General features: G+C 67.4%; 7 protein-coding genes and 3 pseudogenes. 2 read left to right on the plus strand and 8 right to left on the minus strand.

The window, feature by feature from the left end; translation table 11 throughout:
* Positions 1 to 13: 13 nt before the first annotated feature.
* The 8 genes and pseudogenes from OHA88_RS06520 to OHA88_RS06555 form a co-directional block, all read right to left on the minus strand.
* Positions 14 to 889 (minus strand): annotated as a pseudogene (locus OHA88_RS06520) (IS5 family transposase).
* Between the two features lie 44 nt (positions 890 to 933).
* A pseudogene (locus tag OHA88_RS06525) lies at positions 934 to 1,233 on the minus strand (transposase); the annotation flags it as partial.
* A 20-nt stretch (positions 1,234 to 1,253) separates the two neighbouring features.
* Complete coding sequence (locus tag OHA88_RS06530; protein WP_443044350.1) at positions 1,254 to 2,330, minus strand: IS110 family transposase; 1,077 nt, start codon at positions 2,328 to 2,330, stop codon at positions 1,254 to 1,256.
* Positions 2,331 to 2,542: 212 nt separating this feature from the next.
* Positions 2,543 to 3,355, minus strand: a pseudogene (locus OHA88_RS06535) (IS630 family transposase); the annotation flags it as partial.
* 300 nt (positions 3,356 to 3,655) lie between these two features.
* Complete coding sequence (locus OHA88_RS06540) at positions 3,656 to 4,447, minus strand: ABC transporter permease (RefSeq protein ID WP_328624619.1); 792 nt, start codon at positions 4,445 to 4,447, stop codon at positions 3,656 to 3,658.
* Positions 4,444 to 5,445, minus strand: coding sequence for an ATP-binding cassette domain-containing protein (locus OHA88_RS06545; RefSeq protein WP_328624620.1), 1,002 nt, complete (start codon positions 5,443 to 5,445; stop codon positions 4,444 to 4,446). Before OHA88_RS06545 ends, OHA88_RS06540 begins: the two co-directional genes overlap by 4 nt.
* A gap of 667 nt (positions 5,446 to 6,112) precedes the next feature.
* Positions 6,113 to 8,491 (minus strand): ATP-binding SpoIIE family protein phosphatase, encoded by a 2,379-nt coding sequence (locus OHA88_RS06550; protein ID WP_328624621.1) that lies wholly within the window; start codon positions 8,489 to 8,491, stop codon positions 6,113 to 6,115.
* A 492-nt stretch (positions 8,492 to 8,983) separates the two neighbouring features.
* Positions 8,984 to 9,619: a TetR/AcrR family transcriptional regulator gene (locus tag OHA88_RS06555; RefSeq protein WP_328624622.1), complete on the minus strand. Its 636-nt coding sequence runs from the start codon at positions 9,617 to 9,619 to the stop codon at positions 8,984 to 8,986.
* A 245-nt stretch (positions 9,620 to 9,864) separates the two neighbouring features.
* On the opposite strand from OHA88_RS06555, the gene OHA88_RS06560 reads away from it, so the two are divergent.
* On the plus strand, positions 9,865 to 13,080 hold the full coding sequence (locus tag OHA88_RS06560; RefSeq protein ID WP_328624623.1) for a bifunctional cytochrome P450/NADPH--P450 reductase: 3,216 nt from the start codon (positions 9,865 to 9,867) through the stop codon (positions 13,078 to 13,080).
* 134 nt (positions 13,081 to 13,214) lie between these two features.
* The gene (locus tag OHA88_RS06565) at positions 13,215 to 14,261 is read left to right on the plus strand and encodes a zinc-binding dehydrogenase (RefSeq protein ID WP_328624624.1); all 1,047 of its coding nucleotides are present in this window, start codon (positions 13,215 to 13,217) and stop codon (positions 14,259 to 14,261) included.
* Positions 14,262 to 14,447: the final 186 nt, after the last annotated feature.

The following is a 14,447-nucleotide window of genomic DNA, read 5'->3' on the forward strand; positions in this document are numbered from 1 at the left end:
TCGAACCTAGCGGTCACAGCCACTCGTTGATGGTTGCTACCAGCACGGTGGCCTCGTAGCGAACGGCGAGCTTGTCGTACCTTGTGGCCACCGCGCGGTGGCGTTTGAGACGATTGATCCCGCACTCCACCGCGTGGCGCTCCTTATAGTCGTCCTTGTCGAACTTCGGTGGCCGGCCCCCGTGGGAGCCACGCCTGAGGCGGTTGGCGATCTGGTCACACTTCTCCGGGATCGTGCAGCCGATACCTCGTCTGCGCAGGTAGACCCGGTTCACGCGGGAGCCGTACGCCTTATCCGCGCGAACCTTGTCCGGCCGGGTGCGTGGTCGTCCCGAGCCGGGCCGGGGCACGCGGATGCGGCCCAACACGACCTGGAACTGCGGGGAGTCGCCGCGCTGTCCGGCTGTGATCACCATCGGCATCGGCTTCTGGGCCTGCTCGACCGCCAGATGGATCTTCGTTGTCAGCCCACCCCGGGAGCGTCCAAGCCCATGGTCGGCGGGCTCGTCGAAGACGCCTCCGGGCGGCTCGACCTGCGAATCCCCTTTTTTGCGGGCACCTGCCGCGTGCTGGTGCGCCCGGCAGAGTGTGGAGTCCACCGAGATGTCCCACGTGATCAGGCCCTTCGCGTCCGCCCGGGCCTGGAGTTGCTCGAAGATGCTGTGCCAGGTGCCGTCGCGCTGCCAACGGCGGAACAGCCCGTACACCGTCTCCCACGGTCCGTATCGTGCGGGCGGGTCCCGTCAGGGAACGCCGGTCCGCGTACGGAACCGTATCCCGTTGATCAGTTGCCGCTTGGTGTGAACCGGCGGCCGACCGGGCTTGATGCCCTTCGGCAGCAACGGTTCCAGGACCGCCCACTGGGTGTCCGTCAGATCTCCCCGAGCCACGAGAAGTGATCATCGCACCCCTTGATCCACTTCTGAAACGCGCTCTAGTCTCCTGAGTCAGGAATCCTGTTCAGATAGCTGGCGAGGCGTTCGAGGATCTCGTCTGCGGTCTTCGTCCAGACGTAGGGCTTCGGGTCGGTGTTCCATGCGGCGATCCAGTTGCGGATGTCCTTCTCCAGGGCTTGGACGGACCGGTGAACTCCTCGCCGTATCTGTTTGTTGGTCAGTTCGGCGAACCACCGCTCGACGAGGTTCAGCCAGGACGAGCCAGTCGGTGTGAAGTGCAGGTGGAACCGGGGGTGGGCCAGCAGCCACTTCTTGATGGCGGGAGTCTTGTGGGTGGCGTAGAAGCCCCTATGTTTCGTCAAGCCGCAGAGGGGAGTTGCCTCGCGGCCAGAGGCTGGATGTGCCGGTAGAGCTCGCGGGCAACGTACCGCTTGAGGCATCGGATGATTTCGCGCTTGGACATGCCCTCGGCGGTGCGTCGCTCCAGATACTTCTGGGTGCGTTCGTCCCAGCGTATGCGGGTCATTACGACGCGGTAGAGGGCGGCATTCGCCTGGCGGTTGCCGCCGCGGTTCAAGCGCCGGCGTTGCGTCTTGCCGGAGGACTGCTCGACCGGGCTGACACCGCACAGCGCGGCGAAGGACGCCTCGTCAGTAATGCGATCCGGGTTGTCACCTGCGGCGATGAGGAGGACCGCGGCGCTGTCGGGGCCGACGCCGACCAGGTCCAGCATCCGGGGCCGACACGTGCGAACGGCCCGGGTGGTGCGACGGGTGAGCTCTTTGACCTCGTCGGACAGATGCTGGACGCGGCGGGCGAGCAGGCGCATCGTGAAGACGGCCTCACCCCGTTCGTCGACGTCGAGGGCCGCGCAGGTGGCGACCAGGGCAGGATTGGTCAGCCCTGTGAGCAGTTCTCGCAGATCCGGGTCGATGGACATGAGAACGGCCTTGAGCTGGTTCAGTGCCTGAGTGCGGGCCTTGACGGCCGATTCCTTGGCCAGTCGCAGGACCCGCATGTCCTCCACGGGCCCGTCCGCACTCTTCGGCACGGTGGTAGCCCGTCCGGACAGTACCGACCGGGCAGCCGCGTCCGCATCGATGGAATCGGTCTTGCCGCGCTTGCGCCGGGTGGCACGGTCGGGCTGGTTGATCTCGACGACGTCGATACCCGCCTCGCGCAGGACCCGGGTCAGCGCGGTCCCGAAGGATCCGGTGCACTCGACACCTGCCCGACGCAGAACACCGAACGACCGCCCCCAGCAAAGTAGTTGACCGTAGCCGACGGCGGTGGCCGGGAACTCCTGGTGGGCGAGCGAGGCGCCCAGGATGGTGATGACGGCGGCGACGTGGATGTCCTTGTGGGTGTCCACCCCGAGGATCACCTCCTCCACCGGTCCAGGGACCCGCTGCGCGGTCAGTGTCGGCTGGGGCATGCTGGTGACGGTCACGAGGCTCCTTGGACTGGGTCTGGTGGCTGACACCGGTCCGGTGAGCGGTCAGAACTGTGACGGTGCTTTGTGCAGCAAAGCCCCTATCGAGACACGTTCACCAGGCCGGCGGCAGTACGCACCGCAGGAGGCCGGGGCCGACAGTTCTACTCCAAGGCAGATGCGGCCAGTTGTCGCACGGGTCAGGCTCGGGCCCCCTGCGGCACACCATGATGCTCACAGTTGTCGCAGATGAGGTGGACATCCAGGCCGGCAGGTACCTCTTTGTCGAGCTTGATCAGGAACTTCTTGAACTCCTCGGCCCGATGCCTGCGGTGCAGAGAGCCGATCACTTTGCCGGTCGCGACCTCAAGGGCCGCGAACAAAGTGGTGGTGCCGGCGCGCACATAGTCGTGAGTCGCCCTCTCGGGAACCCCTGGCATCATCGGCAGCACCGGCTGGGACCGGTCCAGGGCCTGGATCTGCGACTTCTCGTCCACACAGAACACCAATGCCCGCTCGGGCGGGTCCAGATAGAGGCCGACAACATCGTGGACCTTGTCGACGAAGTACGGATCGGTCGACAGCTTGAAGGTCTCGGACCGGTGCGGCTGCAAGCCGAACGCCCGCCAGATCCGTGACACCGACGACTGTGAGAGGCCCATCTCTTTCGCCATCGACCGTGTCGACCAGTGCGTTGCGTTCTTGGGAGTGGATTCCAGCGTCTTGGCAACCACCGCGGCGACCTGTTCGTCCGTCACTGTCCTGGGGCCACCGGAACGTGGCATGTCACCCAGACCGGCGATCCGGTACTGCACGAACCTGGCCCGCCAACGGCCCACCGCATGCGGCGTGGAACCGAGTTGAGCCGCCACGTCCTTGTTCGAGGCGCCCTCCGCGCAGGCCAGGATGATCCGACACCGCAAGGCCCACGCCTGCGGCGTGGAACGACCCCGCACCCACCCCTCAAGTGCGGCCCGTTCCTCGTCCGACAGCGTCAACTCGGCCTTCGGCCGCCCCATCCGTGCCATACGGCAAGCCTATACATATGAACAGAATTCATGACTCAGAAGACTAGTTGGCCACGCTGAGCGTCGTAGGTGCGGGTCCGTGCTCGGTGGCGTTGTCCCTGGTGAAGGAATCCGCGACATGCTTCCGGCCTGCGGACGTCACGGCGTCGGCGGACGGGCGATGCAGCACACGCGCCACCCACTCCGTCGACAGGCCGTTCTGTCGGGAGCAGTGGCGTCGATGGTCCGGGGTAGGAAGTCCGCGGCTGTGTCGTTGTCGAAGGGATGCGTTGCGGGAGGCGGCCAGTGCGGTCGTCTCGGCTACTTCGGGTCGCGGTTGAACTGCGCCGTCGACCAGCGGTAGCCGAGCGCGATCAGGCCCACGCACCAGGCGATCGCGATCCAGCCATTGTTACCGATCTCGGTGCCGAGGAGGAGGCCACGGAGGGTCTCGATGGCAGGAGTGAAGGGCTGGTACTCGGCGATCGGCTGGAACCAACCCGGCATCGTGGCGGCCGGGATGAATGCGCTGGAGATGAGCGGCAGGAGGATCAGCGGCATGGCCATATTGCCGGCCGCCTCGGGGTTGGGACTGGCCGCGCCCACGCCGACCGCGATCCAGGTGAGTGCCAGAGCGAACAGCGTGATCAGCCCGAACGCCGCGATCCACTCCAGTGCCGTGGCATCCGTGGACCGGAAGCCCATGGCCACCCCGACGGCGCCGACGAGGACCACGCTCATCACGCACTGCAGCACGCCGCCGACGACATGCCCGACGAGCAGAGAGCCCCGGTAGATCGCCATCGTGCGGAAGCGGGCGGTGAGGCCCTGGGTCATGTCCACGCTGACGGACACTGCGGCGCCGATCACGGTGCTGCCGACGGTCATCAGCAGCAGGCCGGGGACGATATAGGCGATGTAGTCGGAGCGGCCCGCGCCGCCGCCACCGATACCGGCGCTCATCACGTCGCCAAAGATGTAGACGAAGAGCAGCAACATCATGATCGGCGTGAGCAGCAGGTTCAACGTCCCTGACGGGTAGCGCCATGCGTGCAGGAGGTTGCGGCGCAGCATCGTGTTCGAGTCGCGTACAGCGAGCGAGAGGGAGCTCATCGGACGGTCTCCTTGGGCTGGTTGGGGACGTTGCCTGGACCGGTCAGGGCGAAGAACACGTCGTCGAGGTCGGGGGTATGGACGGTCAGTTCGTCCGCCTCGATGCCGGCGGAGTCGAGCCAGTCGAGAATGGAGCGCAGTTCGCGCTGACTGCTGTCGCTGGGGATGGTCAGCGACAGCGCCTCGTCGTCCCGGGTGACCTCGCGCAGGGCGTCAGCGGCGGACTGGTAGGCGACCGGGTCGGTGAAGCGAAGCCGGACGTGCCCGCCCGGGATGAGCCGCTTGAGCTCCTCGGCGGTACCCTCGGCGACGATCTTGCCGTCGTTCAACACAGCGATGCGGTCAGCGAGTTCGTCGGCCTCCTCCAGCTGCTGCGTGGTGAGGAAGACGGTGACGCCGTCGGAGACGAGGCCGCGGATGATGGCCCACATGTTGTGTCGGGAGCGCGGGTCGAGACCGGTGGTCGGCTCGTCGAGGAAGATGATCCGCGGGCTGCCGACCAGCGTCATCGCGAGGTCGAGGCGGCGCTTCATGCCGCCGGAGTAGGTCGAGGCGGGCTTCTTCGCCGCCTCCACCAGGTCGAAGCGCTCCAGGAGTTCGGCGGCGACCCGTCGCCCCTCGCGCTTGGACAGGTGGTGCAGGTCCGCCATGAGGAGCATGTTCTCCTCGCCCGTGATCAGGCCGTCGACGGCGGAGAACTGCCCGGTGACACCGATCGCGGCACGGACCGCCTGTGGGTCGGCGCCTAGATTGTGCCCGCCGACGTGCAGGTCACCGGCGTCGGCGGTGATGAGCGTAGACAGGATCTTGACGGCGGTGGTCTTACCGGCGCCGTTCGGTCCGAGCAGCGCGAACACAGACCCTGCAGGGATGTGCAGATCGATACCGTCGAGGACGAGTTTTTCGCCGTATGACTTGCGTAGCCCGACGACGGAGATGGCGGGCGGCGGCGGATGACCGCCACCCTGCCTGGATGTGGGCATGACAGATGAAGGCATGAAGGCTTCCTTTTGAAGGCTGAAGACGCAGGGGGGAAGCTGTTTCGGAACCCGGATCGAGCGACTGTCCGTGACTACACGTCAGTCGTGTCGTCTTGGGGGGAAGGGTGTGGAACGGCCGGCCGCCGAAGACCTGCTCGCCGGGAGCAGCCGCGCAGCACCGCTGGGTTCGGTCATGGTCTTCAGCGGGCCAATGGCGCCGGCTACTTGACCGTCAGCTGCTTGTACTCCTGGGCCGAAGCGGCCGGGGCCTTCCGAGCCCATCAGCCGCCCGCTCCGAGGGAGAGTCCTGCCGACACGGGAACAGTCACTCGTCTCGAGGTGGCGCTGGGTTCGAGTTTGTGCCCCAGTCTTGCGGCCTGAATCGACCGCGAACGCACCTGCCCGGAACGGACTTCGTCGTCGTACTCCTCGCCCCTGAGGGCCCCCGCCGACCGGGACCGTTACGACCTCATCCAGGCTCAGCCCGTGGCAGAACGGGCGCCGCCGGTGGCCGTGGGCGCGGCGCTCATGCGTGGTCTTCGTTCGCTTCTATGGGCCAGGTCAACCCAGCCGCACTTAATGACTATATGCAAACAATCTGCGTTAAAGGGCGCGCAGCGACTCTCACTGCGCAGGAGCCGCGCTCGCCTCGTCGCCGCCTGCAGCACAACGAGGGGGCCGCATTTCAGTGTGGATACTCGCTGAGCTGCTCGGCCCAGATCGTCTTGCCGCCTGGGCTGTAGCGGCAGCCCCAGCGCATGGCGAGCTGGGCGACGAGGAACAGGCCGCGTCCTCCCTCGTCGGTGGTTGCGGCACGCCGCAGGCGAGGCTGGGTGGGGCTGGAGTCGGTGACCTCGCAGACTAGAACGTCGTGGCGAATCAGACGCAGTTCCGCAGGCGGACGACCATAGCGGATGGTGTTGGTCACCAGTTCGCTGACGATGAGTTCGGTGGTGAACAGGAGGTCGTCCAGCCCCCACCTGGTGAGTTGGCGGGTTGTCCATGCTCGGGCCTCGGAGACGGCGGCAGGATCGACCGGGATCTGCCACTGAGCGGTGTCCTTCGTCGGGACGGCGCGGGTGCGGGCCAGCAGCAGGGCCGCGTCGTCGCGCGGCGCTTGGTCAGCCAGGTTGGCGAGGAGAGCCGCGCCGATTTCGTCCAGAGGGCGCTCCGGCCGGCAGGTCGCGGCGAGAGTGTCCATCAGGTGCCGCAGCCCTTGGCCGATGTCGTCGCCCTCCCGTGCGATCAGCCCGTCGGTATAGAGGGCGAGGACGCTACCCGGCTCGAGGCCGATCGTGGTGGTCTCATACGGCATGCCGCCGATGGCGAGTGGCGGTCCCGGGGAGACCTCGACCACCTCGACGGTCCCGTCGGGCCGGACCAGGACGGGCGGCGGATGCCCGGCACTGGCCAGGGTGCAGCATTGAGTGACTGGGTCGTAGACCGCGTACAGGCACGTGGCGCCGACGGTGTCCTGGTCTGCCGGTGGGGCTTCGGTCGCAAGGCGCTGGACCAAGTCCGCGATCCGGGTGAGCAGCTCGTCGGGCTCGAGTTCGAGGTCCGCGAGCGTCTGGATGGCGGCGCGCAGGCGTCCCATGGTGGCGCTCGCGGGCATGCCGTGGCCGACGACATCCCCGGCGACAAGGGCCAGCCGGAGGGAAGGCAAAGCAATGGCATCGAACCAGTCGCCGCCGATCTCCGCTCCGCCGCCCGCGGGCAGGTAGACACCTGCAGTCTCGCCTGCCGGAGCGTCGGTGGTGGCCGGCGGAAGAAGACGTCGCTGCAATGCAACAGCCGCCCGGTGCTCTCGCGTGTAACGGCGGGCATTGTCGATGGCGAGTGCGCCCCTCGATGCGATCTGAGCCATGAGATCCGCCTCGTCCTCAGTGAACGGAACGGATGAGCCGACGCGCCAGACGGACACATCTCCGAGCGTGAGGCCGCGAGCGTGCAACGGCGCCACCATCACCGAATGACAGCCCTTCGGCAGAAGGAACTCGACCAGCTGCGGATCGCCGATCACGGAGATGTACTCGTCGCGGCTGAGGATGACCGCCTCACCGTGTTGAAAACTGCGCAGGACGGGGTGATCGAGGAACGGTGGAACAGGGTCGCCGCGCTCGATGCCAGCCGGCCACCCCTCGGCGGCCGGTGCCATCGCAGCGTTGCGTAGACAAAGATCTCCACCGCCCAGCCGCTTCGCGGGTTCGTCACCGTCGAATACGGCCTCCGCGAGATCGACCGCCGCGAAGTCTCCGAAGGCCGGCGCCATTACATCCGCCAGGTCCTGCGCCGTGCGCACGACATCGAGGGACCCCCCGACGCGCTCGGCCGTCTTACGAGCGAGGTCCAGGTCCCGACGAGCCCGCCATTGATCAGTGGTATCGATGTACAGCGCTACCACTCCGGTCGGTCGCCCCAGCTCGTCCTCGAGGCGGAAGGCGGACAGTGACATGGCCCGCTGCCGTGCCGGGTCGTGCTGCCACCTCACTGGCTGGTCCCTGCGGACCAACGGTGCGCCTGTGTCGAGGACCTGACGCAGGAGCGCCTCGGTTTCCTCAGCGTCCCCGTCCATCAGCACGTCGCGCAGCCGGCCCCTGGGCGGCACGGAGGGACAGCCAAAGACGCCCGACACGTTGTTGCTGTGCACGATGACCAGGTCCCGATCATGCAGGGCGATTGCGATCCGGTCCTGGGAGCAAAACGCGCGCAGGAGTTCTGCGCCCTGCTGTTGATCGGACACGTTCTGTGTAGGAGCTGCCACGACGAGGAGATCGGAAGACCCTGTAACCCGCGTCGCCCGGAATGTGACGGGGATGATCTCTCCAGAACGGCGGCGCAGCCGTACCTGGCCGAGTGCAGGTATCGCCGTGGCCGCATCCGCGTCGCCCGGGAGGTCGGCCAGCAGTTCCTGCACAGGGCGGCCGCAGACGTCCTCGGCCGTCAGCCCAGTCAGGTCCGCCGCCGTCTCGGTCCACGCCAGCACCGTCCCCCGGCTGTCGAGTACGGCGGTGGCCAGGGCGTCGAAGGCATACGGCCAACCGCCAGGTTTCGGACTGATCATGCTCGATGTCCTCTGGCAATCCAGCGCCGGACAGTCGTTCCTTTCGTGCCCATTTTTTCACTCCACTGTCGGATGCTGGCGAGTGGGGATTTGTGGCCGCTTGCCCAGATTATCGTGATCATGTAGGTCGCGCCTTGGGCGCGGGGCTGGGCGCAGAGGGCTGAACGGCAAGCCTGGCCCGCCGAAGGTGCTGTCAGTCGTGCGCGGTGTGGAGCGTCTACGAGACGGTCACCATCTGTCATCGGTGTTGCCGTGGACTGCAGGAGCGAGTGGAACGACTACGCGGCGGCGCTGTCGACCCGACGCGCCCCATCAACTGCACCACGCCCCAGCGGCCGCAAAAGTACTGGAACTCCTCGGGCGTACCTTCGCTGCCGCGGACTTTGTGGAAGATGACGACGTCGACCTGGTTCGGATGCTGGCGAGGGGAAATCTGTGACCACGCGTAGTCCGAGCTCGCTCGGCCACGGGCCTGCCTCAGGCCGCAATGCCTCAGGACTCAATGGCTGGCACCCTGGCGTCACGATTGGCGGCGAGTCGGCTTTCCAGGCCCGTGATGATCGTGTCCAGCACTAGGCGGAACATGCGGTCGTCGTCAGGGGCTCCGCCCGGGGGCTCGTCTTCGCTGCCTTCGCCGGAAGCGGGGGCGGTGGGCTTGAGGTTCGACCACTGGTGAAGCGCACCGTTGAGTTCGGCGATGAGGACACCGATGACGACGGCGCACATGAGAGCGGCGATCTGCTGGATCTCTGAGGGCGGTACCCCTAGGGCATTCAGTGTCGCGATGAGCGCGGCCCAGAACGGGTCGTCGGGCTGGATGAAGTCCGGGTGGCTGAATGAGTAGGCCATGAGGTTGGGGTGGCGGTACGCCAGCGTCCGGAAATCTGTAGCGAGCAGGCGGATGCGCTCCTGCCAGGGAGCGTCCTCCAGCTTCACGGTGCGGAACTGGGCGCCGACCATCTTCGCCACTCCGCGCAGCAGGGCGTCCTTGTTCGGCACGTGGTGGTACGGCGACATCGGGTTCACATCCAGCGCGGTCGCGAGTTTGCGCATGGTGAGCGCCTCGACCCCGTCCGCGTCGATGAGCCGCAGGGCGGCTGCATAGATCCCGGCCTCGGTCAGAGGCACGTCTCTCTTCCTTGTTCCCCGCTGGGGACGCTTCACCTTTGTCATACGTCGTACGGTATAGGTTCCATACAACGTATGGAAATGGGCTTGGCTGCATCGTGACGGAGGAGACACTCCCGCATGCCGGGTTGTGCTCGACGTTCCGTACGGCGTACGGTTCTGTTCCATACGGCGTATGTTTCCGAGGTGCACCCCGACATCGACCGGCGCCCCTGCCTATCCCTCTCCACCCAAAGGAGCAAGCCATGACCATGTCGAACGACCTTCGCCCCATTCGGTCCCCGCGCGGGATACCCCTGCTCGGCCACACCCCGCAGATTCCCAGCACCAACCCGGTGGCGTACTTCAGCGAGCTGTCCAAGCAATTCCCAGAGGGCATCTACGGCATGGACATCGCCGGCATCGAGCAGGTCTTCGTCTACGACCCGGACCTGGTGGCCGAAGTCTGCGACGAGACGCGGTTCTTCAAGCAGATCGAGAAAACGCCCCTGCACCATGTCCGGGACTTCGCGGGGGCGGGCCTGTTCACGGCCCACCAGCACGAAGAGGAATGGGGAATGGCGCACCGTGTCCTCATGCCGGCCTTCAGCCAGCGGGCCATGAAGGCCTACTACGGGCAGATGCTGGAGATCGCCCAGAACCTGGTGGGCAAATGGGAGCGCAGGGAGGGTCAGTCGGTCAACATCACCGACGACTACACCCGTCTGACGCTGGACACCATCGCCCTGTCGGGTTTCGGCTTCCGGTTCCAGTCCTTCGACAAGGAGGAGCTGCACCCCTTCCTCAACGCGCTGCTGGGCGCGCTGGTGGAGTCGCTGCGGCGCTCGCAGGAACTGCCGATGATGACCAAGTTCCGCAAGGCGGACGACAGGAAGTACCGCGAGAATATTCAGCAGATGCAGGAACTGGTCGAGAGCGTGATCAAGGAGCGCCGCCAGGGGGAGGGCAGCGGCGAGGAGGACCTTCTGGGGCTGATGCTGGAGGCCACCGACCCGGATACCGGCAAGCTGCTGGCCGACGACAACGTCCGCGACCAGGTGCTGACGTTCCTGATCGCCGGTCACGAGACCACCAGCGGTCTGCTGTCGTTCGCCACCTACTCGCTGATGCGCAACCCGCATGTGCTGGCCCAGGCCTACGCGGAGGTGGACCGGTTGCTGCCCGGCGACACCGTGCCTGACTACGACACGATCATGAAGCTGGACGTCATCCCGCGCATTCTGGACGAGACCCTGCGCCTGTGGGCTCCCATCCCGGCATTCGGCAAGGCCCCGTCGGAGGACACCGTCATCGGTGGCTGCTACGAGCTGAAGAAGGGCACGCGGGTCAACATCCTCGAGGGCCCGCTGCACACCCACCCCAAGGCGTGGGAGCGGCCCGAGGAGTTCGACATCGACCGCTGGCTGCCGGAGAACCGTGCCAAGCAGCACCCGCACGCCTACAAGCCGTTCGGCAACGGCGTGCGTGCCTGCATCGGCCGGCAGTTCGCGCTCACCGAGGCCCGCCTGGCCCTCGCGCTGGTGCTGCAGAAGCTCAAGTTCTCCGACACCAGCGACTACAAGATGGACGTCAAGGAGGCGCTGACGCGCAAGCCCAGCGACTTCGAGCTGGTCGTCCGTCGCCGTGAGGAACACCAGCGGACCGTCTTCGGCGCCGTGGACCTGCAGACCGACGACACGCAGGCGCAGGCCGCGGTCAGCGGTGTCGGGGTGAACCTGACCGTCGCCTACGGCTCCAGCCTTGGCTCGTGCGAGGACCTGGCGCGCACTATCGCCGACCGCGGCGAGCGCTCCGGCTTCGGCACCACCCTGACCAGCCTGGATGAGCTGGGCGACAACCTGCCCACCGAGGGCCTGCTCGTGGTGGTCGCCGCCAGCTACAACGGCAAGGCCCCCGACAATGCCCAGCGTTTCGACGACCTGATCGCCGCCGGGCTGCCCAAGGGCTCGCTGTCGAACGTGCGGCTCGCACTGCTGGGCGCCGGCAACACCCAGTGGGTGGCCACCTACCAGGCCTTCCCTACGCGGATCAACGAAGCCTTGCTGGCTGCTGGCGCCACCCCCATCATCGAGCGTGGCATCGCCGACGCCGCCGGTGACTTCGACGGCATGGCCACTCGCTGGATGGACACCTTGTGGACCACCCTGGCCGAGGAGTACGCCGCCGACACATCCGACGCGAGCGGCCCGCGCTACCAGGTCCAGCTGCTCACCGAGGCGGACGTGCGCCCCGCCATCGTCTCCGAGCAGGCCTATCCCCTCACGGTGGTGGCCAACGAGGAACTCGTGGCCGACGCGACCGGCCTGTGGGACTTCAGCCTCGAGCCGCCGCGCCCGTCGGCGAAGTCAATCACTATCGAGCTCCCCGAGGGCGTCACCTACGACACCGGCAACCACCTGGCCGTCTTCGCCAAGAACGAGCCCGTCCTCGTCAACCGCGCCCTCACCCGCCTCGGCGTCGAACGCGACCAGGTCCTGCGCCTGGACCAGCCGGCTGGCGGCCGCACCCACCTGCCGGTAGGCACCGCGGTCACCGCAGGCCTGCTCCTCACCGAGTTCCTGGAGCTGCAGGACGTGGCCACTCGCACCCAGGTGCGCATCCTGGCTGAGCACACCGAGTGCCCGTGGACCCGGCCGCAGCTGCAGGCCTACACCGCCGACACCGAGGAAGCCGAAAAGCGCTACCAGAACGAGATCCTCGGCAAGCGCATCTCCGTGCTGGGCCTCCTGGAACGCTTCCCCGCGGTCGAACTGCCGCTGGCGGTCTTCCTGGAGATGACGGGGCCGATCCGTCCCCGCTTCTACTCCATCTCCTCCGCGCCGCTGGCCAACCCGCGCCACGTGCGCCTGACCGTGGGCCTGCTGGAAGGCCCGGCCCTGTCCGGTGACGGCCAGTACCGCGGCACCTGCTCGTCCTACATCGGCGGCCTCAAGTCCGGAGACGTCTTCTACGGCTACGTGCGGGTGCCCTCCCCGACCTTCGCCCCGCCGGCCGACCCCGCCACGCCGCTGATCCTCATCGGCCCCGGCACCGGTATCGCGCCGCTACGCGGATTCCTGGAGGAGCGCGCCTCGCAGCAGGAGAACGGCACCGAGGTGGGCCTGTCGCAGGTCTTCGTCGGCTGCCGCCACCCGGAGCACGACTACTTCTACCGCCAGGAGATGCAGAACTGGGAGCAGTCCGGGATCGCGCAGGTCCACACCGCGTTCTCCGCGGTGGCCGGTCACCCGGCCCGGTTCGTGCAGAACGCCATCGCCAACGCCGCCGACACGGTGTGGCAGGCCATCGAAGACGGCGCATACATCTACGTCTGCGGTGACGGCCGCCGGATGGCGCCCGCCGTGCGCGAGGCCCTGGCCGCGATCTACCGCCAGCGGACCGGCGCCGACGACGAGACAGCCCAGCAGTGGCTCGCCCAGCTCGAGGCCGACGAGCGCTACCAGCAGGACGTCTTCGCCTGACCCCCAGGCCCCGGGAGGCGTGCGGCGTACCTCTCCCCCCGCACGCCTCCCGGCCACCACAAGCCCACCAGACACCTCACGGCACCCATCGGCCCGAACCGGCCGGAAGCGCCACTCATAGAAGGAAGATCACCATGGACACCATGCTCGCCGGACGCTTCCACCTGGACAGCAAGAAGTTCGTCGTCGAGGCGACGCCCGTCCCCGTGCCCGGACCGGGCGAGGTCCTCATCGAGGTCAAGGCCGCCGGCGTCTGCCTGTCGGACGTTCACCTGATCGACGGCACTCTAGTCCCGCAGTTCGCTACCTCCGACGTGGTCACCGTCGGCCACGAGGTCTCCGGTGTGATCCACACCCTTGGCCCCGACCTCAAGCGCGGCCTGACCGTCGGTACCCGCGTCACCCTGGAGGCCGGCAAGACCTGCGGCCAGTGCGCCGACTGCGCGCGCCGCCGCCCCTGCACCCAGATGCGCACCGCCGGCATCGACTACGACGGCGGCTGGGCGCAGTACACCATCGCCCGCGAGGACACCCTCATCCCCATCCCCGACAACCTCCCCTTCGACCAGGCCGCCATCATCCCCGACGCGGTCTCCACCCCCTACGCCGCCGTCGTCACCACCGCGGGCGTCCGACCCGCCCAATCCGTCGGCATCTGGGGCGTTGGCGGAGTCGGCGCGCACAACGTGCGCCTCGCCCGCCTGGTCGGCGCCGCGCCGATCATCGCCATCGACCCGCTGCACAGCGCCCGCGGGCGCGCCCTGGAATTCGGCGCGGACTTCGCCCTGGACCCGGCCGCCCCCGACTTCGCCGACCAGGTCATGAAGGCCACCGCCGGACGAGGCCTCGACTACGCCTTCGACTGCGCCGGCGTTCCCGTCGTCCGCGAGCAGGCCGCCGCAGTACTCGGCCTGGGCGGCTCCCTCATCCTGGTGGGCATCACGCCCAAGCCGCTCACCATCACCGAGGGGCTGACCTTCAACTACATGTGCAAGCAGGTGCGCGGCCACTACGGCGGCTCCCCCGAGTCCGTCTCCGAGCTGGTGCGGCTCACCTCAGCCGGCCGCCTCGACCTGGCCCCCTCCATCACCGACCACATCCCGCTGGCCGACGCCGCCGACGCCCTCCACCGCCTGGAGAACAAGATCGGCGACCCGATCCGCCTCATCCTCGTCCCCTAACACCTGAACAGAAAGTTCATCAAGACCACCTCGGGCAGGGGTGACTGGGCGCCGGAGCTTGACAGAGCACCGGCGCCCACAGTCTTTCGCTCCCGGCCCCCTGAAACACGGGGAGTTCAGAGCCACCCGCGGCGGACCGCCTGCGCGCCCGCCTGGAATCGGCTCGTCGCCCCAAGACGGGTGGTC

The sequence above is a fragment of the Streptomyces sp. NBC_00353 genome (assembly GCF_036108815.1).
Lineage (GTDB): Bacteria > Actinomycetota > Actinomycetes > Streptomycetales > Streptomycetaceae > Streptomyces.